The 21,663-nt window shown below is 74.2% G+C and carries 18 protein-coding genes; 6 read left to right on the top strand and 12 right to left on the bottom strand.

All coding sequences use genetic code 11. From position 1 onward, the window contains the following. Positions 1-250 precede the first annotated feature (250 nt). From ACZ7LB_RS25105 to rsmI, 6 genes are all read right to left on the bottom strand, one after another. Positions 251-2,065 carry an ABC-F family ATP-binding cassette domain-containing protein gene (locus ACZ7LB_RS25105; protein WP_471471372.1) on the bottom strand — a complete coding sequence of 605 codons (1,815 nt, stop codon included), beginning with the start codon at positions 2,063-2,065 and terminating at the stop codon, positions 251-253. A gap of 113 nt (positions 2,066-2,178) precedes the next feature. Continuing rightward, complete coding sequence (locus tag ACZ7LB_RS25100) at positions 2,179-3,072, bottom strand: 4-(cytidine 5'-diphospho)-2-C-methyl-D-erythritol kinase (protein WP_471471371.1); 894 nt, start codon at positions 3,070-3,072, stop codon at positions 2,179-2,181. Positions 3,073-3,079: 7 nt separating this feature from the next. Next, on the bottom strand, positions 3,080-3,943 hold the full coding sequence (gene rsmA / locus ACZ7LB_RS25095) for a 16S rRNA (adenine(1518)-N(6)/adenine(1519)-N(6))-dimethyltransferase RsmA (protein ID WP_471471369.1): 864 nt from the start codon (positions 3,941-3,943) through the stop codon (positions 3,080-3,082). A gap of 91 nt (positions 3,944-4,034) precedes the next feature. After that, positions 4,035-4,925, bottom strand: coding sequence for a TatD family hydrolase (locus tag ACZ7LB_RS25090; RefSeq protein ID WP_471471367.1), 891 nt, complete (start codon positions 4,923-4,925; stop codon positions 4,035-4,037). A gap of 125 nt (positions 4,926-5,050) precedes the next feature. Continuing rightward, positions 5,051-5,473, bottom strand: coding sequence for a hypothetical protein (locus ACZ7LB_RS25085; RefSeq protein WP_471471365.1), 423 nt, complete (start codon positions 5,471-5,473; stop codon positions 5,051-5,053). 216 nt (positions 5,474-5,689) lie between these two features. Then, positions 5,690-6,538, bottom strand: a complete 849-nt coding sequence (gene rsmI / locus ACZ7LB_RS25080; RefSeq protein WP_471471363.1) for a 16S rRNA (cytidine(1402)-2'-O)-methyltransferase — start codon at positions 6,536-6,538, stop codon at positions 5,690-5,692. Positions 6,539-6,634: 96 nt separating this feature from the next. Between rsmI and ACZ7LB_RS25075 the strand changes: the two genes are divergently transcribed. Continuing rightward, complete coding sequence (locus ACZ7LB_RS25075; RefSeq protein ID WP_471471361.1) at positions 6,635-8,377, top strand: dolichyl-phosphate-mannose--protein mannosyltransferase; 1,743 nt, start codon at positions 6,635-6,637, stop codon at positions 8,375-8,377. A gap of 194 nt (positions 8,378-8,571) precedes the next feature. Further along, entirely contained in the window at positions 8,572-10,200 is a 1,629-nt protein-coding gene (locus ACZ7LB_RS25070) for a penicillin-binding transpeptidase domain-containing protein (RefSeq protein WP_471471359.1), read from the top strand. A gap of 49 nt (positions 10,201-10,249) precedes the next feature. On the opposite strand, the gene ACZ7LB_RS25065 is transcribed toward ACZ7LB_RS25070, so the two are convergent. Next, positions 10,250-11,728 carry a hypothetical protein gene (locus ACZ7LB_RS25065; RefSeq protein ID WP_471471357.1) on the bottom strand — a complete coding sequence of 493 codons (1,479 nt, stop codon included), beginning with the start codon at positions 11,726-11,728 and terminating at the stop codon, positions 10,250-10,252. Between the two features lie 151 nt (positions 11,729-11,879). Continuing rightward, entirely contained in the window at positions 11,880-12,314 is a 435-nt protein-coding gene (locus ACZ7LB_RS25060) for an SsgA family sporulation/cell division regulator (protein WP_471471355.1), read from the bottom strand. 174 nt (positions 12,315-12,488) lie between these two features. Between ACZ7LB_RS25060 and ACZ7LB_RS25055 the strand changes: the two genes are divergently transcribed. The 4 genes from ACZ7LB_RS25055 to ACZ7LB_RS25040 all read left to right on the top strand — a co-directional run bounded on the left by ACZ7LB_RS25055 (position 12,489) and on the right by ACZ7LB_RS25040 (position 16,380). Beyond that, entirely contained in the window at positions 12,489-13,577 is a 1,089-nt protein-coding gene (locus ACZ7LB_RS25055) for an energy-coupling factor ABC transporter permease (RefSeq protein WP_471471481.1), read from the top strand. A 1-nt stretch (position 13,578) separates the two neighbouring features. Next, positions 13,579-14,340: a cobalt ECF transporter T component CbiQ gene (gene cbiQ, locus ACZ7LB_RS25050; RefSeq protein WP_471471353.1), complete on the top strand. Its 762-nt coding sequence runs from the start codon at positions 13,579-13,581 to the stop codon at positions 14,338-14,340. Next, complete coding sequence (locus ACZ7LB_RS25045; RefSeq protein WP_471471351.1) at positions 14,328-15,116, top strand: energy-coupling factor ABC transporter ATP-binding protein; 789 nt, start codon at positions 14,328-14,330, stop codon at positions 15,114-15,116. The genes cbiQ and ACZ7LB_RS25045 overlap by 13 nt, the downstream gene beginning before the upstream one ends. Before the next feature lie 88 nt (positions 15,117-15,204). Continuing rightward, positions 15,205-16,380 carry a serine hydrolase domain-containing protein gene (locus ACZ7LB_RS25040; protein WP_471471479.1) on the top strand — a complete coding sequence of 392 codons (1,176 nt, stop codon included), beginning with the start codon at positions 15,205-15,207 and terminating at the stop codon, positions 16,378-16,380. A gap of 89 nt (positions 16,381-16,469) precedes the next feature. Here the strand turns inward: ACZ7LB_RS25040 and ACZ7LB_RS25035 are convergent, their stop codons facing one another. The 4 genes from ACZ7LB_RS25035 to ACZ7LB_RS25020 all read right to left on the bottom strand — a co-directional run bounded on the left by ACZ7LB_RS25035 (position 16,470) and on the right by ACZ7LB_RS25020 (position 21,658). Further along, the gene (locus tag ACZ7LB_RS25035) at positions 16,470-16,745 is read right to left on the bottom strand and encodes a DUF1876 domain-containing protein (RefSeq protein WP_471471349.1); all 276 of its coding nucleotides are present in this window, start codon (positions 16,743-16,745) and stop codon (positions 16,470-16,472) included. A 96-nt stretch (positions 16,746-16,841) separates the two neighbouring features. Beyond that, positions 16,842-17,345, bottom strand: a complete 504-nt coding sequence (locus tag ACZ7LB_RS25030; protein ID WP_471471347.1) for a YbaK/EbsC family protein — start codon at positions 17,343-17,345, stop codon at positions 16,842-16,844. Positions 17,346-18,739: 1,394 nt separating this feature from the next. Further along, complete coding sequence (locus tag ACZ7LB_RS25025; protein ID WP_471471345.1) at positions 18,740-20,950, bottom strand: MMPL family transporter; 2,211 nt, start codon at positions 20,948-20,950, stop codon at positions 18,740-18,742. 108 nt (positions 20,951-21,058) lie between these two features. Then, the gene (locus tag ACZ7LB_RS25020; protein ID WP_471471343.1) at positions 21,059-21,658 is read right to left on the bottom strand and encodes a TetR/AcrR family transcriptional regulator; all 600 of its coding nucleotides are present in this window, start codon (positions 21,656-21,658) and stop codon (positions 21,059-21,061) included. Positions 21,659-21,663 lie beyond the last annotated feature (5 nt).

Here is a 21,663-nt window from a genome sequence, read left to right as displayed (position 1 = left end):
CACTGATTTTTCGCCACGTCCCGGGATGTGCGCGCGGCCCCGGAGCCTCTTCGGGCGGTCGTTCGGACAGTTCTCGGACGGCCTTTCTATCACCCGGTCCGGACCGCACAGCGGGCCGCGTCCACCCCTGTTCCCAAGGGCGGACCGGCCCGTGATGCCTCTGTTACGCGTCTTCACGCCGCCTTCACGCCACCCTCCCTCCCCCTGCGCGGGAGGCGCGCGGGGGGTGTGCGGGAGGCGTCCGCGGGGGTCAGGCGTCCTCGGCCAGTTCCAGCCAGCGAAGCTCCAGTTCCTCCCGCTGCCCGGCCAGCGCGCGCAGCTCGGCGTCCAGCTCGGCGACCTTCGCGAAGTCCGTCGCGTTCTCGGCGATACGGGCGTGCAGGGCGGTCTCCTTCTCCGAGACCTTGTCCAACTGGCGCTCGATCCGCTGGAGTTCCTTCTTGGCCGCGCGCACGTCGGCGGCGCTCCGCTCGGACGTCGCGGGGGCCGCGGCGGCGGCCGGGGCCGGGGTGCTCGCGGCGGCGGCCTCCTCCATCCGGCGGCGGCGCTCCAGGTACTCGTCGATGCCGCGCGGCAGCATCCGCAGGGCGCCGTCGCCGAGCAGGGCGAAGACCCGGTCGGTGGTGCGCTCGACGAAGAACCGGTCGTGGGAGATGACGATCATCGAACCGGGCCAGCCGTCGAGGACGTCCTCGAGCTGGGTCAGGGTCTCGATGTCGAGGTCGTTGGTCGGCTCGTCGAGGAAGAGCACGTTGGGCTCGTCCATCAGCAGCCGGAGCAGCTGGAGGCGGCGGCGCTCACCGCCGGAGAGGTCCCCGACCGGCGTCCACTGCTTCTCCTTGCCGAAGCCGAACGTCTCGCAGAGCTGCCCGGCGGTCAGCTCGCGCCCCTTGCCCAGGTCGACGCGCTCGCGGACCTGCTGCACGGCCTCCAGCACCCGCCAGGAGGGGTCGAGTTCGGCCACCTCCTGGGAGAGGTAGGCGAGTTTGACGGTCCGGCCGACCTTCACCCGCCCGGCGACGGGCTGCTGCTCGCCCTCGCTGAACGCGGCGTCCGCCAGGGCCCGCAGCAGGGAGGTCTTCCCGGCGCCGTTGACGCCGACCAGACCGATGCGGTCGCCGGGGCCGAGCTGCCAGGTGAGGTGCTCGATCAGCACCTTGGGACCGGCCTGGACGGTCACGTCCTCCAGGTCGAAGACGGTCCTGCCGAGCCGGGAGGAGGCGAACTTCATCAGCTCGCCGCTGTCCCGGGGCGGGGGCACGTCCGCGATCAGCTCGTTGGCCGCCTCGACGCGGAAGCGGGGCTTGGAGGTGCGGGCGGGGGCGCCGCGCCGCAGCCAGGCCAGCTCCTTGCGGATCAGGTTCTGCCGCTTGGCCTCCTCCGTCGCGGCGATCCGCTCGCGCTCGGCGCGGGCGAACACGTAGTCGGAGTAGCCGCCCTCGTACTCGTGGACGGTGCCGCGCTGGACGTCCCACATCCGGGTGCAGACCTGGTCGAGGAACCAGCGGTCGTGGGTGACGCAGACCAGGGCGGAGCGGCGCTCGCGCAGGTGCTGGGCCAGCCAGGAGATGCCCTCGACGTCGAGGTGGTTGGTCGGCTCGTCGAGGACGATCAGGTCCTGCTCCTCGATGAGCAGCTTGGCCAGCGCGATGCGGCGCCGCTCGCCGCCGGAGAGCGGCCCGATGACGGTGTCCAGGCCCTGCGGGAAGCCGGGCAGGTCCAGCCCGCCGAACAGCCCGGTCAGCACGTCCCGGATCTTGGCGTTGCCCGCCCACTCGTGGTCGGCGAGATCACCGATCACCTCGTGGCGGACGGTGGCCGCCGGGTCCAGCGAGTCGTGCTGGGTGAGCACCCCGAGCCGCAGCCCGCCGGAGTGGGTGACCCGTCCGGTGTCCGGCTCCTCCAGTCTGGCCAGCATCCGGATCATGGTGGTCTTGCCGTCGCCGTTGCGTCCGACGACCCCGATCCGGTCCCCCTCGGACACGCCGAGCGACACACCGTCCAGCAGCGCACGGGTGCCGTACACCTTGCTGATGTTCTCGACATTGACCAGATTGACGGCCATTTCTCTCCTGCCTGGGGGATCGCTCAGCGTTCCAGCGTAGGCCCTCCGGGCGACCGCCCCGCGCGGCGGACGGCCGTCGCCCCCGTCGGCGGCGCCCGCGCCGGGCGCCCCGGTCAGAGGAGGGTCGCCCCCTCCGCCGGGGAGGTGGCGGTGCGGACGTCGCGGCAGGTGCCGGAGGCGCGCAGGACACCGGCGATGTCGGAGGCGGAGCGGGCGTCGGTGGCCAGGAACGCCGTGGTGGGGCCCGAGCCGGAGACGAGGGCGGCGAGCGCGCCCGCCGCCCTGCCCGCCGCGAGGGTGTCGGCCAGCTCCGGGAAGAGGGACAGCGCCGCGGGCTGGAGGTCGTTGGTGAGGGCGACGGCGAGCCCCGCCGGGTCCCCCTTGGCCAGCGCGTCCAGGACCGGCCGGTCGGCGGCGGGCACGGGGATCTCCCGGCCCTCGGCCAGCCGGTCGAACTCCCGGAACACCGCCGGGGTCGACAGCCCGCGCCCGGCCAGGGCGAAGACCCAGTGGAAGTCGCCGCCCACCTCCAGCTCCGTCAGCCGCTCGCCCCGCCCGGTGCCCAGCGCCGCGCCGCCGACCAGGCTGAACGGCACGTCGCTGCCCAGTTCGGCGCAGATCTCCAGCAGCTCCGCCCGGGAGGCGCCGGTGCCCCAGAGGGCGTCGCAGGCCAGCAGCGCCGCGGCGCCGTCCGCGCTGCCGCCCGCCATGCCCCCGGCGACGGGGATGTCCTTGACGATGTGCAGGTGCACGTCGGGGGCGCGGCCGTGGCGCCCGGCCAGGGCCAGGGCGGCGCGCGCCGCGAGGTTGGTGCGGTCCAGCGGGACCCGGTCGGCGTCGGGGCCCTCGCAGGTGACCCGGAGCCCGGCGGCCGGGGTGGCGGTGACCTCGTCGTACAGGGAGACCGCGAGGAAGACGTTGGCCAGGTCGTGGTAGCCGTCGGGGCGGGCGGCGCCGACGGCGAGCTGGACGTTGACCTTGGCGGGGACGCGGACCGTGGCTCTCACGTGTCTGTCACTCCTTGTGTTCGGCGATACGCGCGAACTCTTCCACGGTGAGCGCCTCGCCACGCGCCTGCGGCGACACTCCCGCCGCGACGAGGGCGGCCTCGGCCGCCGCCGCCGATCCGGCCCACCCGGCGAGGGCGGCCCGCAGGGTCTTGCGGCGCTGGGCGAAGGCGGCGTCGACGACGGCGAAGACCTCGCGCCGCGAGGCGGTGGTCGCCGGCGGCCCGGTCCGCCGGACGAGGGAGACGAGGCCGCTGTCCACGTTGGGCGCGGGCCAGAAGACGTTGCGCCCGATGGCACCGGCCCGCTTGACCTCGGCGTACCAGCCGGCCTTCACGGAGGGCACCCCGTAGACCCGGGAGCCGGGGCCGGCGGCGAGCCGGTCGGCCACCTCGGCCTGCACCATCACGAGGGTGCGCTCGATGCTCGGGAAGGTCTCGAGCATGTGCAGCAGCACCGGTACGGCGACGTTGTACGGGAGGTTCGCGACCAGCGCGGTCGGGGCGGGGCCCGGCAGTTCGGTCACCCGCATCGCGTCGGAGTGGACGAGGGTGAAGCGGTCGGCGCGCGCGGGCATGCGGGCGGCGACGGTGGCGGGCAGGGCGGCGGCCAGGACGTCGTCGATCTCGACGGCGGTGACCCGGTCGGCCGCCTCCAGCAGGGCCAGGGTGAGCGAGCCGAGCCCGGGTCCCACCTCGACCACCACGTCGTCGGGGCGCACCTCGGCGGTGCGGACGATGCGGCGGACCGTGTTCGCGTCGATCACGAAGTTCTGGCCGCGCTGCTTGGTGGGGCGGACACCGAGCGCGTCCGCGAGTTCACGGATGTCGGCGGGGCCCAGCAGGGCGTCTTGGGGGGCGGGGCTACTCACTCCGCAAGGGTATCCGGGGCCGCCGGGCCCCCGTCGCCCTCGCCCCCCTGTCATCGCCCCGGCACCCCGGCACCCCGGCACCCCGGCTAGGTCAGTAGTCGAAGGCGCGGGCCGTGTTCGCCGCGAGGGCGGTGGCCATCTCGTCCTCCCCGATGCCCCGGACGGCGGCCATCGCCCGGACCGTCACGGGCACCAGATAGGGGGCGTTCGGCCGCCCCCGGTACGGCGCCGGGGTCAGGAACGGCGCGTCGGTCTCGACCAGGACCCGGTCAAGCGGCGCGACCGCGAGGGCGTCGCGGAGGTTCCGGGCGTTCTTGAAGGTGACGTTGCCCGCGAAGGAGAGGTAGTACCCGGCGCGGGCGCACACCTCGGCCATGGCCGCGTCGCCGGAGTAGCAGTGGAAGACGGTGCGCTCGGGCGCCCCCTCCTCACCGAGGACGCGCAGCACGTCGGCGTGGGCGTCGCGGTCGTGGATGACGAGGGTCTTGCCGTGCCGCTTGGCGATCTCGATGTGGGCGCGGAAGGACCGCTCCTGCGCCCGCATGCCCTCCGGTCCGGTGCGGAAGTGGTCGAGGCCGGTCTCGCCGACGCCCCTGACGTGGGGCAGCGCGGCCAGCCGGTCGATCCCGGCGAGCGCCTCGTCCAGGGCCGCGTCGCCGCCCGGGGTCCTGGCTCCCTGGCGCGACCAGCCGTCGGGGTCGCCGTGCACGATGCGCGGCGCCTCGTTGGGGTGCAGGGCGACGGCGGCGTGGACGGCGTCGTGCGCCGCCGCCGTCTCGGCCGCCCAGCGCGACCCCGCGAGGTCGCAGCCGACCTGCACGACGGTGGTGACCCCGACGGAGGCGGCCTTGGCGAGGGCGTCCTCGACGGTGCCCTCCTGCATGTCGAGGTGGGTGTGGGAGTCCGCGACCGGTACCCGCAGGGGGACGGGCGGCGGCGGTGGCTCGTTCCTGCCGGACCGGCCGGAGGCGTTCGAAGACATGCGCCGATCCTACGGAAGGCCGCCCGGCCGGGGACGGGGCGCGGGGGGCCGGGGCAGGTGGGGAGGTTTCCGAAAGCGTGAACACTTCGGGCCGAAGTGTTCACGCTTTCGGAAAACCCGTTCGCTCAGCCCACCCGGTGCCGCAGACGGAGGACCCGCAGCAGATCGGACAGGTGCCAGTGCCGGACCCCGTGGTCCGGGCGCCGGTCCGCCGCCTCCGGGACCCCGGGCACCTCGACCGGCCCGGCCGACGGCACCCGGTGCACCCCGTGCGGAGTACCGCGGACGGAGGCGACCCGCCCCGCGCCCATGATCCGTACGACGTGGTGGTCGCAGCTCGGGCAGGTGGGCCGGGTCAGCGGCGACGGCACCGGCAGCCCGTCGGCCACGTAGCGCACGAAGGCACGGCCGTCCGCGCCCCGGTAGTGCTCGATCTCGTACGACTGCTCCCAGCCGTACCCGCAGCGCATACAGGCGAAGGAATACGACTCGTGGACGACGGCTATGCCGCCGCCCCCCGGGCCGGTCGAACGGATGGCCTCACTCATGCCGGCTCCCGATGTCCGCTGGACGAGGGCGGAAGGGGCGCGGGGAGGCGTCCCCTTCCTTCTTCCAGTGGACTCCTCGGCCGGAGCGAAAGCACGTTTTCTGCCGAGTATTGGGCCTGTTTTGGTCCGTCCTTGCCGAACCCGCCCCCGGGCCGGTCCGCTCTTTACCCGGCGGGCGGGCGCGTTTGCCCGCCCATGGTCCGGGGGGCCGCCGGCTCACGCGCCGGAGTGCTTCGCGGCCACCACCGCGTCGAACACCTCCCGCTTGGGCAGCCCCGCCTCGGCGGCCACGGCGGCGATGGCCTCCTTGCGCCGCTCCCCCGCCTCCTCGCGCACCCGGACCCGGCGCACCAGCTCCTCGGGGCCCACGTCCCCGGGCACCGCCTCCGGGGCGCCGTCGACGACGACGGTGATCTCGCCGCGCACCCCCTCCGCGGCCCAGGCCGCCAGCTCTCCCAGCCCGCCGCGCCGGACCTCCTCGTACGTCTTGGTCAGCTCCCGGCAGACGGCCGCCCGCCGCTCCGCTCCGAACACCTCGGCCATCGCGGCGAGGGTGTCGTCGAGGCGGTGCGGGGCCTCGAAGTAGACGAGGGTCCGGCGCTCCCCGGCGACCTCGCGCAGCCGGGACAGCCGCTCGCCCGCCTTGCGGGGCAGGAACCCCTCGAAGCAGAACCGGTCGACCGGCAGTCCCGACAGGGCCAGCGCGGTCAGCACCGCCGACGGGCCGGGCACGGCGGTGACCCGGACGTCCCGCTCGACGGCGGCGGCGACCAGCCGGTAGCCCGGGTCGGACACCGACGGCATCCCGGCGTCGGTGACCAGCAGCACCCGCGCCCCGCCGGCCAGCTCCTCGACCAGCTCCGGGGTCCGGGCGGACTCGTTGCCCTCGAAGTACGACACCACCCGGCCCCGAGGGGTGACGCCGAGCGCCTGGGTGAGGCGGCGCAGCCGCCGGGTGTCCTCGGCGGCGATCACGTCGGCGCCGGCCAGTTCCTCCGCGAGCCGGGGCGGGGCGTCCCGGACGTCGCCGATGGGGGTGCCCGCCAGTACAAGGGTTCCAGTCACCCTCCCATCCTCCCAGGGGCGGACGGACCGGGACGCAACCGGACCGGTAGGGGCCATGCGCGGGACGCGCACAGAACGGTTCCCTACGATGGCGCGGTGACCAGTACCGCGTCCACGGACAACCGGCAGGACCAGGCCCCGCGCGACCAGGCGCCCACCTGGGGGCAACGGCTGCGCGGATTCGGCTATACGGCGGGGCGGCCCGCGGACGACGTGCGGGACCGGCTGGTGCCGCCGTACGCCCGTCCCGCCCCCCGGCTGTGGGCCTTCCTCGGGGTGCCGGCCCACCTCGCGGAGCGGATCGTGCGCTGGTCCGCCTGGGGCGGGCCGCTGCTGGTGACGCTGATGGCGGGCGTGATGCGGTTCTGGAACCTGGGCAGCCCGAAGGCGGTGATATTCGACGAGACGTACTACGCGAAGGACGCGTGGGCGCTGGTCCACCGCGGCTTCGAGGTCAACTGGGACAAGAACGCCAACGATCTGGTCCTCCAGTCCGGCGGCGACGTCCCCATCCCCACCGACGCCGCGTACGTGGTGCACCCGCCGGTCGGGAAGTACGTCATCGGGCTGGGCGAGCTGATGTTCGGCTTCGACCCGTTCGGCTGGCGGTTCATGACCGCCCTGCTCGGCACCCTCTCGGTGCTGCTGCTGTGCCGGATCGGGCGGCGGCTGTTCCGCTCGACGCTCCTGGGCTGCCTGGCGGGCGCGCTGATGGCGCTGGACGGGCTGCACTTCGTGATGAGCCGCACCGCGCTGCTGGACAGCGTGCTGATGTTCTTCGTGCTGGCCGCCTTCGGCTGCCTGGTCGTCGACCGCGACCGGGCCCGCGCCAGACTGGCCGCCGCGCTGCCGGTGGACGGCGACGGGCGGGTCCGCCCGGACGCGGAGACCGCCCGGACGGCCCGGCTGGGCCCGCGGCCGTGGCGCTGGGCGGCGGGGCTGATGCTGGGCCTGGCCATCGGCACCAAGTGGAACGGCCTGTACATCCTGGCGGCGTTCTGCGTGATGGCGGTCCTCTGGGACGTGGGCACGCGCCGGGTCGCCGGCGCCCGCCACCCGCGCCGGGCGGTGCTCCGCCACGACCTGGGCTGGGCGTTCCTGGCGACCGTGCCGGTGGCCGTCGCCACCTACGTCCTGTCCTGGCTGGGCTGGATCCTCTCCCCGTCCGACGGCACCGGCGGCTACTACCGCAACTGGGCGGCGAACGACGGCCGGGGCAGCTCCTGGAGCTGGCTGTTCCCCGACTGGCTGCGCAGCCTGTGGCACTACGAGTCGCAGGTGTACGAGTTCCACACCCACCTCACGTCGCCGCACACCTACCAGTCCAGCCCCTGGAGCTGGATCGTCCTGGGCCGCCCGGTCTCCTACTTCTACGAGTCGCCGGTGCCCGGCACCCGGGGCTGCACGGCGGCCGTGGGCGACAAGTGCGCCCGCGAGGTGCTGGCCCTCGGCACCCCGCTGCTGTGGTGGGCGGGCTGCTTCGCGCTGTTGTACGTCCTCTGGCGGTGGCTGTTCCGCCGGGACTGGCGGGCCGGGGCGATCGCGTGCGGGCTGCTCGCCGGCTATCTGCCGTGGTTCCTCTACCAGGAGCGGACGATCTTCCTCTTCTACGCCGTGGTCTTCCTGCCGTTCCTGTGCCTGGCGGTGGCGATGATGCTGGGGGCGGTGGTGGGCCGGCCCGGCTCCGGCGAAACCCGCCGCACGGCGGGGGCCACCGCGGCGGGCGTGCTGGTCCTGCTGATCGCCTGGAACTTCATCTACTTCTGGCCCCTCTACACCGGCACCACCATCCCCATGGACGACTGGCGCGCCCGCATGTGGCTGGACACCTGGGTCTAGCCGGGCGGGCGCCTCTTCCGGCCTCTTCCGGTCCCGGTTCGGGGGCCGGACGGGGCCGGTCTCCATTCGGCCAACATCCGGACACATCCGCGCCACCGGCCACCCTCCCCGCATAGGCTGCACCGCACATCTACTTCTGAACGCGTTCAAGAGCGCGGGCGGGGGCAACGGGGACCACGGGGAGGGGACTCACCATGAGCAGGGGGGTCAAACTCGGCGTCATCGGCGGGGTGTTCGCCGTGATGGTGGGCGGCTGCGGCTACGGCGTCTACAACATCGCCTCGGCACTGACCGAGGGCACGCGCACCTCGTCGCGGGCCGAGCCGGAGCGGAGGACCGGGCCGCCGGAGGCCGACGAGGTGGCGGAGACCTCGCGGAAGTTCCTCACGGCCTGGGCGGAGGGCGACGCCGCCACGGCCGCCTCCTACACGACCGACAGCGGGGCCGCCGCCGGTCTGCTGGAGTCCTACGCCGGGGAGGCCGGGATCACCGCCCGGATCACGCCCGGCACCCCGGCCGGGACGACCGTGCCGTTCTCGGTGCGCGCGACGGTGTCGTACGACGGGAAGTCCGAGGCACTGGCGTACCGCGGCGAACTGCGGGTGGTGCGCGGGGCGGAGGACGGGCGGGCCCTGGTGGACTGGAGCCCGTCCGTCGTCCATCCGGAGCTGCGCGACGGCGACACCCTGGTCACCGGGGAGTCCGCCGCCCCGCGGATCGAGGCGGTCGACCGCGACGGCACCGTGCTGACGCGGAAGGAATACCCCTCCCTCGGCCCCGTCCTCGACACCCTGCGCGAGCGCTACGGCGAGAAGACGGGCGGCACCCCCGGCGTCGAGCTGGCCGTCCGGCACGCCGCCGCGAACACCGCCGACACCCCGCTGCTGGTGCTGTCCGAGGGCCGGCCCGGCAGGCTGCGCACCACGCTCAGCGCCCCGGTGCAGGCGGCGGCGGAGCGGGCGGTGCGGCGGTTCGGCGAGTCCTCGGTGGTGGCGGTGAGGCCGAGCACCGGCGAGGTGCTGGCCGTCGCGAACAACCGCGCGGACGGCTTCGACGCGGCCTTCCAGGGCAAGGTGGCCCCCGGCTCCACCATGAAGATCGTCACCGCGGCCATGCTCATCGACAACGGCGTGACCTCGATGAACGGCCCGGCGCCCTGTCCCGCGGAGGCCGTGTGGCAGGGCCAGACCTTCCACAACCTGCGGGGCATGGAGCCCAACGAGAACGCCACCCTCGCCAACACCTTCCTGCGCTCCTGCAACACGGGCTTCATCAAGCTCGTCGACGAGGAGCCGCTCACCGACGCCTCGCTGGCGCGGGAGGCCGAGGACCGGTTCGGGCTGGGCAAGGACTGGCGGACGGGCATCGTCTCCGCCGACGGCACGGTGCCCGTGGCCGGGGGACCGGACCGGGCGGCGGGCGCCATCGGGCAGGGCCAGGTGCAGATGAACCCGCTGAACATGGCGTCCGTGACGGCGACCGCGATCACCGGCGCCTTCCGCCAGCCCCATCTGGTCCCGGACGGCCTGGACGACCGGCCGCGGGCCACCGCGCAGGGGCTGCCGCCGGGGACCGCGGCCCAGCTCAAGGAGATGATGCGGCTGACCGCCACCCAGGGCACCGCCCAGCGGGCGATGGCCGGGCTCGGCGGCGACATCGGCGCCAAGACCGGGTCGGCGGAGGTCGACGGGCAGTCCGTCGCCAACAGCTGGTTCACCGGCTTCCGCAACGACGTCGCGGCGGCGGCCATGACCGAGGGCGGCGGCCACGGGGGCGACGCGGCCGGCCCGATCGTGGCGGACGTGCTGCGGGCCGGCGGCTGACGCCGGACCGCCCGCGCGGGGCGCCCGCCCCGCGCGGGCGGTCCGGGGGTCACCAGGGGAGCACGCGGCGCACGAACACGTCGTCGTACCCGTTGGTGTCCCCGGGGTGGCCGAAGGCGCCGTCCGGCCCCGTGACGACCAGCGTGGTGCCGAGGCGGTCGACACCGGTGACGGCGCCGACCTCGTTCCGCGCGTCGTCGCCGAGGTCGAAGAGCATCCCGGTGCGCCCGGTGCGCAGGTCGTGGCGGAAGAGGTCGTACCGCCGGTCGGTGTCACCGGGGACCAGGCCGTCCGAGGAGGACGCGAAGTAGACCCAGCGGCCGTCGCCGCTGGTGGTGATCCACGTGTCCTGGCCGTTGCCGTCCTCGCCGTCGGCGGTCAGGCCCACCTGGGTCGTCCGCCCGGACCGCAGGTCGTGGACGTAGGCGATGTAGCGGTGCGGGAGCAGGCCGCCGGAGGGCGCCTCGGGCCGCCGGTCGATCTCCCAGCCGATGAAGGCGACGTGCCGTCCGTCCGGCGTGATCCGGCCGTCGGACACCCCCAGGAGCCGTTCCGGTCCGACGCTTCCGCCCACGACCCGGTCGGTGCGCAGGTCGTAGACGAACAAGGGGTACAGCCGCGGCTTGAGGATGGAGGCCCCGCCCTCCCCGGCGTCCCCGCCCGGGTCCTCCCCGGTGCCGTCCCCGGGCTCCTCATCGCCGCCGCCGACCAGGTTGCCGGCCCGGGAGACGAAGGCGACGCGCTGCCCGTCGTCGCTGATGGAGGCCGCCCGGGAGGGCTGGTTGCCGACCGATCCGTCCGCACCGCGGCTGGCCAGACGGGTGACGCCGGTCGTGCGGTCGAGGACGAAGACGTGCTGGCGGCTCTTCTCGCCCCCCGGCAGCTCCGGCAGCCTGCGGGCGGAGGAGTAGGCGACGTAGCGGCCGTCCCCGCTGATCGCCGGGTCGGACCCACCGCCCTCGGGACCCGGGGTGACCCGTACGGTGCGGCCGGTGCGCCGGTCGAGGACGAAGACGTCGCTCCGGGTGTCCGTGTCCTCGTCCACCAGGCCCGGCTCGTCCGAGTCGAAGGCGACGTAGCGTCCGTCGGCGCTCAGCGAGGCGCTGCCGAAACCGTCGGCGGTGAGCTGTCTGCCGCGGTCCCCGAGGGTGACCCGCTGGACGCGCCCGGTCCAGGTGTCCCGCACGAACCCGTCCTCGATGCCGTTGGTGTCCCCGGGCACCAGGTCGTCCGCCGCCGAGAAGAACAGTACGAACCGTCCGTCCCGGCTCACACCGCCGCCCCGCGACGGGGCGTCGAGCGGGCTGCCGCCCGGCCCGTAGGACACCTGCCGGGTGATCCCCGGCACCGTCGCCACGCCCTCCGCCGCCCCTGCGGCCGCCCCCGGATCAGCCGCCGCGGGCAGCACCGTCACCGCGCCCACCAGGGCCGCCGCCGCCAGCACCCCGCCGCCGCGCGCCGCCCGCCGGGCCCGCGCCCGGCCGCCGCCCGCGTCCCCGTCCGTCCCCCGTAACGCTCCACCGGCCATGGCCGTCCTCCCCTTGCTCCGCACCGACGCGCGCCGTCGCGGCCCGCCCGGACCCGGGCGCCCGCCGCGCGCGCAGCAGAGCAAACCGCCCCGCCGCTCACCCGGTCAACGGCCCCGGTCGGGCAGGGTCGACAACACGCCACGGGGAGGCTCAGCCTCCGCCCCCGTGCGCGACGGTCTCGCCGCGCGGCGGCCCGGCCGCGCCCGGTCCGGGCACCGGCCCGGCCGCCGCGGCGCGGTAGGTGCGGCGCAGGAAGCGGGTGAGGGCCCTGCTCTCGACCTGGACCACCGACGTGCCCTGGGCGGAGTGCAGTTCGATGACGGCCTGCACCCGCCCGCACGGCCAGACCCGCACGTCGCCGCTGCCCGCGGGTGACCTGAGGCCCCGCTCCAGCAGCGACCGGGAGAAGGTCCACTCGCGCGGGCCGGGGGCCGGGCCGCGGCCGGGGAAGCCGATCCGCACGGCGCGGGGGTCGGCGTCGGGGTCGTAGCGCAAGACGACCGGCAGGGAACCGCCGCCGTCCTCGCCGGGGAGATCGGCGTCCGTGAGGACACGGGCCCGCGCGTGCTGCTCGACTACGGACATCGGATCGCCCCTTACGCTCTGCCACCGGTGCGGAAGCCCTGCGTTCCGCCCCCTGGCACTCCAGGGTGTCCGCAATTCCCGGAGCTACACATTCCGGGCGGCTGTTATCTCATTCATGAGATAACCAAGCACTCGCTCTTGCGCAGCCTTCGCAAGAAGACCACGATGCGGACTGTGCATGTACCTGACGGATTCATCGACGCCCCGACGTCCGCCGCGACCGGAGTGGTCGCGGCCGCCGCCATCGCGGTCAGCCTGCGCGGCGCGCGGCGCGAACTGGACGAGCGGACGGCACCCCTCGCGGGGCTGGTCGCGGCGTTCATCTTCGCGGTGCAGATGCTCAACTTCCCGGTCGCCGCGGGCACCAGCGGGCATCTGCTCGGCGGCGCGCTCGCCGCGATCCTCGTCGGGCCCTTCACCGGGGTCCTGTGCGTCTCCGTCGTCCTGCTGATGCAGGGCGTCCTCTTCGCCGACGGCGGCCTGACCGCGCTCGGCGTCAACATCAGCGTCATGGCGGTCGTCACCACCGTCGTCGCCCACGTGCTCTTCCGGGGACTGGTGGCGGTGCTGCCGGGGACCCGCCGGTCGGTCACCGCCGCCTCCTTCGCCGCCGCGCTGCTCTCCGTCCCGGCCGCCGCCGCGGCCTTCACCCTCCTGTACTGGATCGGCGGCACCACCGACGTCGCCATCGGCAGGGTCGCCACCGCGATGATCGGGGTGCACCTCCTGATCGGCATCGGCGAGGCCGCCATCACCGCCCTGACCGTCGGCGCCGTGCTCGCCGTCCGTCCGGACCTGGTGCACGGGGCCCGCGGGCTCCGCCGGCGCCTGCGGCTGCGGGTCGGCGGGGAACTCGTCGACGCCCGGGAGACCGAGCCCGCCCCGGCCGCCCCCGCCGGATCGCACCGCCCCCTCTGGATCGCCGGCGTCGTCACCTCCCTGGTCCTCGCCGGCTTCGTCAGCTTCTACGCCTCCGCCAGCCCCGACGGGCTGGAGAAGGTCGCCGCCGACAAGGGCATCGACGAGAAGGCCCGGGAGCACGCCACCGCCGACTCCCCCCTCGCGGACTACGGCGTCAAGGACATCGCCGACGCCCGCGTCTCCGGCGGCCTCGCCGGGATCATCGGCGTCGGCGCCACCGTCGTCGCGGGCACCGCCGTCTTCTGGTCCGTGCGCCGGCGCCGCACGGCCGACACCTCCCCGGCCGCCACCTCCCCGACGGACGCCACCGCGGCCGCCCCCACCGGCACCGCGGGCGACTGAGATGGGGGCCGGGCACGCGCACAGGCTCTACCGGCACGGGCACTCCCGGGTGCACCGGCTGCCCCCGCACACCAAGCTCGCCGCGGTCTTCGCCTTCGTCGTGGTGGTGGTCTCCACCCCGCGCGAGGCCATGTGGGCCTTCGGCCTGTACGCCCTCCTGCTCGCGTCGGCGGCAGCGGCGGCCCGCGTCCCGCCCGGCTTCCTCCTCACCCGGCTGCTGATCGAGATCCCGTTCGTGGCGTTCGCCGTCCTCATGCCGTTCGTCGCCCAGGGCGAGCGCACCGAGGTCCTCGGCCTCTCCCTCAGCGTCAACGGCCTCTGGGGCGCCTGGAACGTCCTCGCCAAGGGCACCCTGGGCGTCGCCGCCTCCGTGCTCCTCGCCGCCACCACCGAACTGCGCGAACTCCTGCTCGGCCTGCAGCGCCTGCGGCTGCCGTCCCTGCTGGTGCAGATCGCCTCCTTCATGATCCGCTACGGCGACCTGATCACGGACGAGATGCGCCGGATGCGGATCGCCCGCGAGTCCCGCGGCTTCGAGGCCCGGGGCGTCCGCCACTGGGGCGTCCTCGCCCAGTCCGCCGGAGCCCTGTTCATCCGCTCCTACGAGCGCGGCGAACGTGTCCACCTGGCCATGATCAGCCGCGGCTACGCCGGTGCCATGCCGGTGATCGACGAAGTGACCGCCTCCCGCGCCCAGTGGTCGTACGCCATGGCCCTGCCGGGCGCGGCCCTGGCCGTCCGTCTGCTGGGATGGACCCTGTGACCGAACCCCTGACCGATCCGCCGGACGCCCCCGCCTCCCTGGAGGTCTCCGGCCTCGCCTTCGCCTACCCCGACGGCCACCAGGCCCTCTTCGGCGTGGACTTCCGCGTCGGCCGCGGCGAACGCGTCGCCCTGCTCGGCCCCAACGGCGCCGGCAAGACCACCCTCGTGCTCCACCTCAACGGCATCCTCACCGCCGGGGCCGGCACCGTCACCGTCGCCGGACTGCCGGTCGGCCGACGGGACATGGCGGAGATCCGGCGCCGGGTCGGCATCGTCTTCCAGGACCCCGACGACCAGTTGTTCATGCCGACCGTGCGCGAGGACGTCGCCTTCGGCCCGGCCGCCGCCGGACTCCGGGGCGCCGCGCTGGAGGCACGCGTCGACCGCGCCCTCGCCCTCGTCGGCATGGACGGCTTCAAGGACCGGCCCCCGCACCACCTCTCCTTCGGCCAGCGCCGCCGGGTCGCCGTGGCCACGGTCCTCGCCATGGAACCGGAGATCCTCGTCCTCGACGAACCCTCCTCCAACCTCGACCCCGCCTCCCGCCGCGAACTGGCCGACATCCTGCGCTCCCTCGACGTCACCGTCCTGATGGTCACCCACGACCTGCCCTACGCCCTGGAGCTGTGCCCCCGCGCCCTGGTCCTCAGCGACGGCGTCATCGCCGCCGACGGCCCCACCGGCGACCTCCTCTCCGACGCGGAGCTGATGCGCGCGCACCGCCTGGAGCTCCCCTTCGGCTTCGACCCGCGGGCGGTGGCCACCCGGGCATGAGGAATCCCCGGCACGGGGCGGTTGTTGCACCCACTGTCGCAGGCCGGGATCCGAGGAGAGGCGTACCAGGGTGGGCACCGACAGGACGGTGGACGTGCACGGCACGGTCGCCGACGGCTTCGAGCCGGTCCGGGACGCGTTCGCCCGGAACTTCACCGCGCTGGGCGACCGGGGAGCGGCGGTCACCGTCTACCGCGACGGACACCGGGTCGTCGACCTGTGGGCCGGCACCAGGGACGTCGACGGCACCGAGCCCTGGCAGCGGGGCACCGCCCAGGTGGTGCGCTCCGTCTCCAAGGGGGTGGCCGCGGCCGTCGCGCTGCTGCTGCACCAGCGCGGGGAACTCGACCTCGACGCTCCCGTCGGCACCCACTGGCCCGAGTTCAAGGCCCACGGCAAGGAACGTCTGCTGGTCCGGCACATCCTCGGCCACCGGGCCGGACTCCCCGTCCTCGACACCCCCCTCACCCCCGAGGAGTCCCTCGACCCGCTGCGCGGTCCCGAGGCCGTCGCCGCCCAGGCCCCCGCCTGGGAGCCGGGCACCGACCACGGCTACCACGCCCTGACGTACGGCTGGCTGGTCGACGGCCTGGTCCGCCGCGTCACCGGCGGCACCGGGACCGGCGCGTGGGCCGCCGACGAGATCGCCCGGCCCCTGGGCCTCGATCTGTGGCTGGGGCTGCCGGCCGCGGAGGAGACGGCGGGCCGGGCGGGCCGCGTCGGCGATCTCCCGGACGACCCGGCACCGGCCACCGGTCCGCGGCTGCGCCCCAAGCCGTCCATCAGCGCGGCCTACAAGGACCCGGGGTCCCTGACCCGCCGGGCCTTCGCCGCGACCAGTCCCGCCCCCGACCAGAACGACCCCGCGTACCGGGCGGTGGCCCAGCCCGCCGCGAACGGCGTCGCGACGGCCGACGGACTGGCCCGCTTCTACGCGGCGCTCATCGGCGAGGTCGACGGCGTCCGCCTCTTCACCCCCGCGACCCTGGCCGCCGCCCGCGCCGGGGAATCGGCGGGCCCGGACCGCGTCCTGATCGTCCCCACCCGCTTCGGTCTCGGCTACATGCTGCACGGCGCCGCGTCACCGCTGCTCGGCCCCGGTTCCTTCGGACACCCCGGCCGCGGCGGCTCCCTCGGCTTCGCCGACCCCGAGTCGGGCATCGCCTTCGGCTATGTCACCAACGGTTTCCGCAGGTCGGTGACCGCGGACCCGCGCCCGCAGGCGCTGATCCGGGCGGTGCGCGCGGCCCTCGCGGCACGGTAGACGCACCGCGGGGGCCGTGTGGCGCCGACGCGGGCCGGGCGCGGACCGGACGCGGTACGGACGCGGTACGGACGCGGACCGGGCACGGGTCAGGCATGGATCGGGTGGGACACCCTCCCCGACGCCTCGTCGATCTCACCGTGCGCCTTGGTCAGCAGTGTCATCGCCAACTCGTTCAACGCCCGTGCCGCGGCGACCTCCTCGCCGACTCTCGGCTGGTTGGTGTCGACCGTGTGGCGCGTGGCGCGTCCGTGCGCGCGTACCTCGGTGCCGTCGGGCAGGCGGACCATCGCGGCCGCCCGTGTGTGCCGGTCGTCCTCCGTGAACTCCAGCTCCACATGCCACCCCACTGCGGTGTGCATCATGGCGTTTCACCTCCACAACTCCTGCTTCCAGGGTGCGCCCGTCGCCCGCCGCACGCACCCACACGGGGCGGTGCCCGGCCGGGACGGGCGCGGAGGTCACCCGGTGTGCTCGCGCACATCCACGAGGTCGGCGCCCGCGTGGGTGATCAGTTCCTCGGGGGCCATCGGGAAGACGGTGTGCGGAGTCCCCGCGGCGGCCCACACGAGGTCGTGCGCCAGCAGCGAGCGGTCCGCCAGGACACGGGTCCTGGTCAGGTGGCCGAAGGGAGGCACGCCGCCGATGGCGTACCCCGTGGTCTCCCGCACCGTCTCGGCCCTGGCCCGCGTGACCTGGGCCGCGCCCAGTTCCTCGCGGACCCGGTCCAGGTCGACACGGGAGGCGCCGTCCATGAGGACCAGGACGGGGACGCCGTCCGCCGCGAAGATCAGGGACTTGCAGATCTGGCTCAGCTCGCAGCCGATCGCGGCGGCGGCCTCGGCGGCGGTCCGCGTGGCCTCCGGGAAGCGCCGCACCTGCCCGGTCAGTCCGTCGAGCCCCAGTCCGCGGAGGGCTTCGGCGAAGCGGGGGTGGACGTCGGTGCCGTCGTTCGTGGTCGTCATGCCGGGCACGGTAGCGGGGGTGGCGGGGGTGGGCGAGCGGGTTGGCGGGGCGGGGGTGGGCGACGGGTGGACGAGTGGACGGAGAAGGGGGGTGGAGAGGGAGGCGGCGAGGCGGGAGGGAGATGGAGTGGTGGGAGATGGCGACATGGGAGATTGCAAGGTGGGCGTACGGGGTTTTGCCGGGTCGGTGGCTTCGGGGGTGGTCGTGGGGGCCGCCCGCTTCCCTGCCAGGGTCGTGCTTCCGCGGGCCGTGTCAAGGGCGCTGCGCGTCGCCTGCGGCGATGGGCCTACGGCCCACCCTTGACCCGGCCCGCTCCAGCACGGGGAAGAAGCGAGCGGGCGGCCCGGGGAAACGGGTGTCCCACCGCCGGCCACCCCTGGCCCCGGTCACAGGGCACCGGCGACACGGGACGCGACCGCGCCTCGCCAGCACGCCACGCCGTCTCAGCGACACCCCACCGGCCCCGAACCTCTATGCCCTTCTTCAGGCGGGGAGCGGAGTCCCAGGGCTGTGGGGCTACGGGGCTGTGGGGCTACGGGGCTGTGGAGCCGTGGAGCCGTGGAGCCGCGAGATGGTCCGGTCCCGGAGAGTCCGTTGGCCCGGCCTTCCTGCAATTCGGGAAGGGCGCGGCGGGGAGAGTGAGGGGGCGCGGGGAGGGGGTGGGAAAAATCGGTGAACACTTTGCCCCCGAGTGTTCACCGATTTCAGACACCTGCCGCAGCCCCCAGTGTCCTCGCTCGCACGGCCCCCGAAGGCCGAGCCCCTCAGCACCCCTCGGCCAACTCCTCTCCGGGACGATCCCCCGAAGGGACCGAAGGGCCGTGGAGGGCCGTATGGCCAGGGTCCGGAGGACGGGGCCGTCCATGGCTCACGACCGGTGAACCCGGCCAGGAGCCATCTGCGGACTCCCGGCCGGCGGACCCTCCAGCCGATGGTTCCTGACCGCTGCTCACGGGGGTGTGACCGGTGCTGTCACTGGTGGGGAGTCGCTGAGACGGCGTGGCGTGCTGGCGAGGCGCGGTCGCGTCCCGTGTCGCCGGTGCCCTGTGACCGGGGCCGGGGGTGGCCGGCGGTGGGACACCCGTTTCCCCGGGCCGCCCGCTCGCTTCTTCCCCGTGCTGGAGCGGGCCGGGTCAAGGGTGGGCCGTAGGCCCATCGCCGCAGGCGACGCGCAGCGCCCTTGACGCGGCCCGCGGAAGCACGACCCTGGCAGGGAAGCGGGCGGCCCCCCACGACCACCCCCGAAGCCACCGACCCGGCAAAACCCCGTACGGTGCGGAAAACCCGTACGGTGCGGAAAACCCCCAAGGTCCGGAAACCGGGCACGGGCCACCCCCGGTGACCGGGAGCGGCCCGCACCCACCCGCGACGGTGGACGGCCTCGCGCGTCAGATCACGCGTCGACCAGTTCCCGCTTCTCGCCGCTGTCCTTGGCCAGCGCCTCGCCCTCGACGTCCACGTTCGGCAGGGCGCGGTCGAGCCACTTCGGCAGCCACCAGGCCCGCTTGCCCAGCAGGGCGAGTACGGCGGGGACGATGGCCATCCGCACGATGAACGCGTCGAAGAAGACGGCGATCGCGAGGCCGAAGCCGATCATCTTGACCATGGACTCGCTGGAGCCGATGAAGCCGGCGAAGACCGCCATCATGATGACCGCCGCGGCGGTGACGACCCGGGCGCCGTGCTGGAAGCCGGTGACGATGGCCTCGCCGGGCTTCTCACCGTGGACGTACGCCTCCCGCATGCGGGTGACGAGGAAGACCTCGTAGTCCATGGCGAGTCCGAAGACGACGCCCACCATGAAGATCGGCATCATCGACATGACGGGGCCGGTCTCCTCGACGTTCATCAGGCCGGACAGCCAGCCCCACTGGAAGACCGCGACGACCGCGCCGAGGGCGGCGAGCACGGAGAGCAGGAAGCCGAGGGCCGCCTTCAGGGGGACGAGGACCGAGCGGAACACCACGATCAGCAGGAGGAAGGCGAGTCCGACCACGAGGACGAGGTACGGCACGAGCGCGTCGTTGAGCTTCTGGCTGACGTCGATGCTCATGGCGGTCGCGCCGGTGACCAGGACCTCGGAGCCGTTCTGCGCCGTGATGTCGCCGCCCGCGCCGCGGATGGCGTGGACGAGTTCCTCGGTCTGGACGGAGGAGGGCTTGGAGTCGGGGACGACCGTGATGATCGCGGTGTCGCCGGACTTGTTGGGCTGGGCGGGGGTGACCGCGGCGACACCCTTGATGTCCTTGATCGCGGCGGACACGTCGGCGAACGCGGCCTCGGGATCGTCGCTGGCCTCGGCGTCGGTGACCACCATGAGGGGGCCGTTGAAGCCGGGGCCGAAACCCTGGGAGAGCAGGTCGTAGGCGCGGCGCTGGGTGGTGGAGACGGGCTGGGAGCCGTCGTCGGGGAGGCCGAGTTCGAGGGAGGCGGCCGGGACCGCGGCGGCGCCGAGGCCGACGACGCCGAGCAGGAGGACGGCGACCGGACGGCGGACCACGAAGCGGGCCCAGCGGGTGCCCATGTTGGCCCTGGCCGGCCGCGCGGACGCGTCGGGTGTCGTACCCCGGCGACGGAGCAGCCGGATCCCGTCACCGGCCGGCTTGACGCGGCGGCCCGCGTAGCCGAGCAGCGCCGGGATCATGGTGAGGGCGATCAGGACCGCGATGGCGACGGTGCCGGCCGCGGCGACGCCCATCTTGGTGAGCATCGGGATGTTGACGACGGCCAGGCCGACCAGGGCGATGACCACGGTGAGGCCGGCGAAGACGACGGCGGAGCCCGCGGTGCCGACGGCGCGCCCGGCGGCCTCCTCGCGTTCGCGGCCCTCGGCCAGTTCGGCGCGGTAGCGGGAGACGATGAACAGGGCGTAGTCGATGCCGACGGCGAGGCCGATCATCATGGCCAGGATGGAGGTGGTGGAGCCCAGTTCCAGGACCCCGGCGAGCGCGGTGATGGTGGAGACGCCGATGCCGACGCCGATGAGGGCGGTGAGCAGAGGCAGCCCGGCGGAGACGAGGGAGCCGAAGGTGATGACGAGGACGACGGCGGCGACGGCGATGCCGATGACCTCGGTGGCGCCGGTCTCGGGGACGGCCTGGAGGGCGTCGCCGCCGATCTCGACGGTCAGCCCGGTGTCGCGGGCGTGCTGGGCCGCGTCCTGGAGGGCGTCCTTGGTGGACTCCTCCAGTTCCATGCCGGAGACGTCGTACTTGACGGAGGCGTAGGCGATGGTGCCGTCCTGGCTGACGGCGTCACCGGTGTAGGGGTCGGCGACGGAGGTGACCTCGGCGCCCTTGGTGAGTTCGCCGACGGTCTTCTCGACGGTGGCCCGGTGTCCGGGGTCGGTGATCTTCCCGTCGGCGGGTGCCTTGAAGACGACGCGGGCGGTGGCGCCGTCGGCGTTCATGCCGGGGAAGCGCTGTTCCAGCAGGTCGAAGGCCTTCTGGGCCTCCGTTCCGGGGATGGAGAAGGAGGTGGAGCCGGCGGGCGGGGCACTGGCGGCGCCGACTCCGGCGAGGGTCAGCAGCGCCACCCAGAGGAGGGCGACGAAGTGCCGTCGCCGGAAGGCGAGCCGGCCGAGTTTGTAGAGGAACGTGGCCACGGAGGCGATCTCCCGGTCAGGTCGTGAGGTTCGGGGCAGGGGGGATCGGCCCGACGACGTGAGCGGTGGCGTCAGATGGGCGTCAGGTGGGGCTGAGCTGGGGGTGGGTCAGAGGGTGCGGACGCCGAGGGCGGGGAGGATCACGGCGTCGATGTAGGAGGCCAGGAAGGCGCGGGTCGGCGGCTGGTCCTCAAGCAGGGTGCGGGTGGCGAAACCGCCGACCAGCATGGGCACGAGGAAGTCCAGGGCGGGACAGTCCGCTCTGATCTCGCCGCGGTCGACGGCGCGTTGCAGCAGCCGCCGGAACTCGGCCATCTCGGGTTCGACCAGTTGTTCCCGGAACGCCTGGCGCAGGTCCGGGTTCTGGTGGAGGGCCATGGCCACGCCCCGCATGAGCGCGGAGTTGCGGGCCATGGTGCAGTCGTCCTCGCGGGCCATCAGGCCGTGCAGGTCGCCGCGGAGCGAGCCGGTGTCGACCTCGCTGATCTCGCCGGGTTTGTTGTGCCGGATGGCTCTGACGACCAGTTCGGCCTTGCCGCCCCACTGGCGGTAGAGCGTGGCCTTGCTGGAGCGGGTGCGGGCGGCGACGGCGTCCATGGTCAGGGCGTCGTAGCCGACCTCGCGGAGCAGGTCGAGCACGGCTTCGTAGAGTTCGGCCTCGCGCTCGGGGGTGATCCGGGTGCGGCGTGCGGTCGTGGCCTCGGCCATCCGGT

The sequence above is a fragment of the Streptomyces sp. NPDC107521 genome (assembly GCF_055598485.1).
Note: the sequence above shows the minus strand (reverse complement) of the source record. Positions and strands in the feature narration are given on the sequence as shown.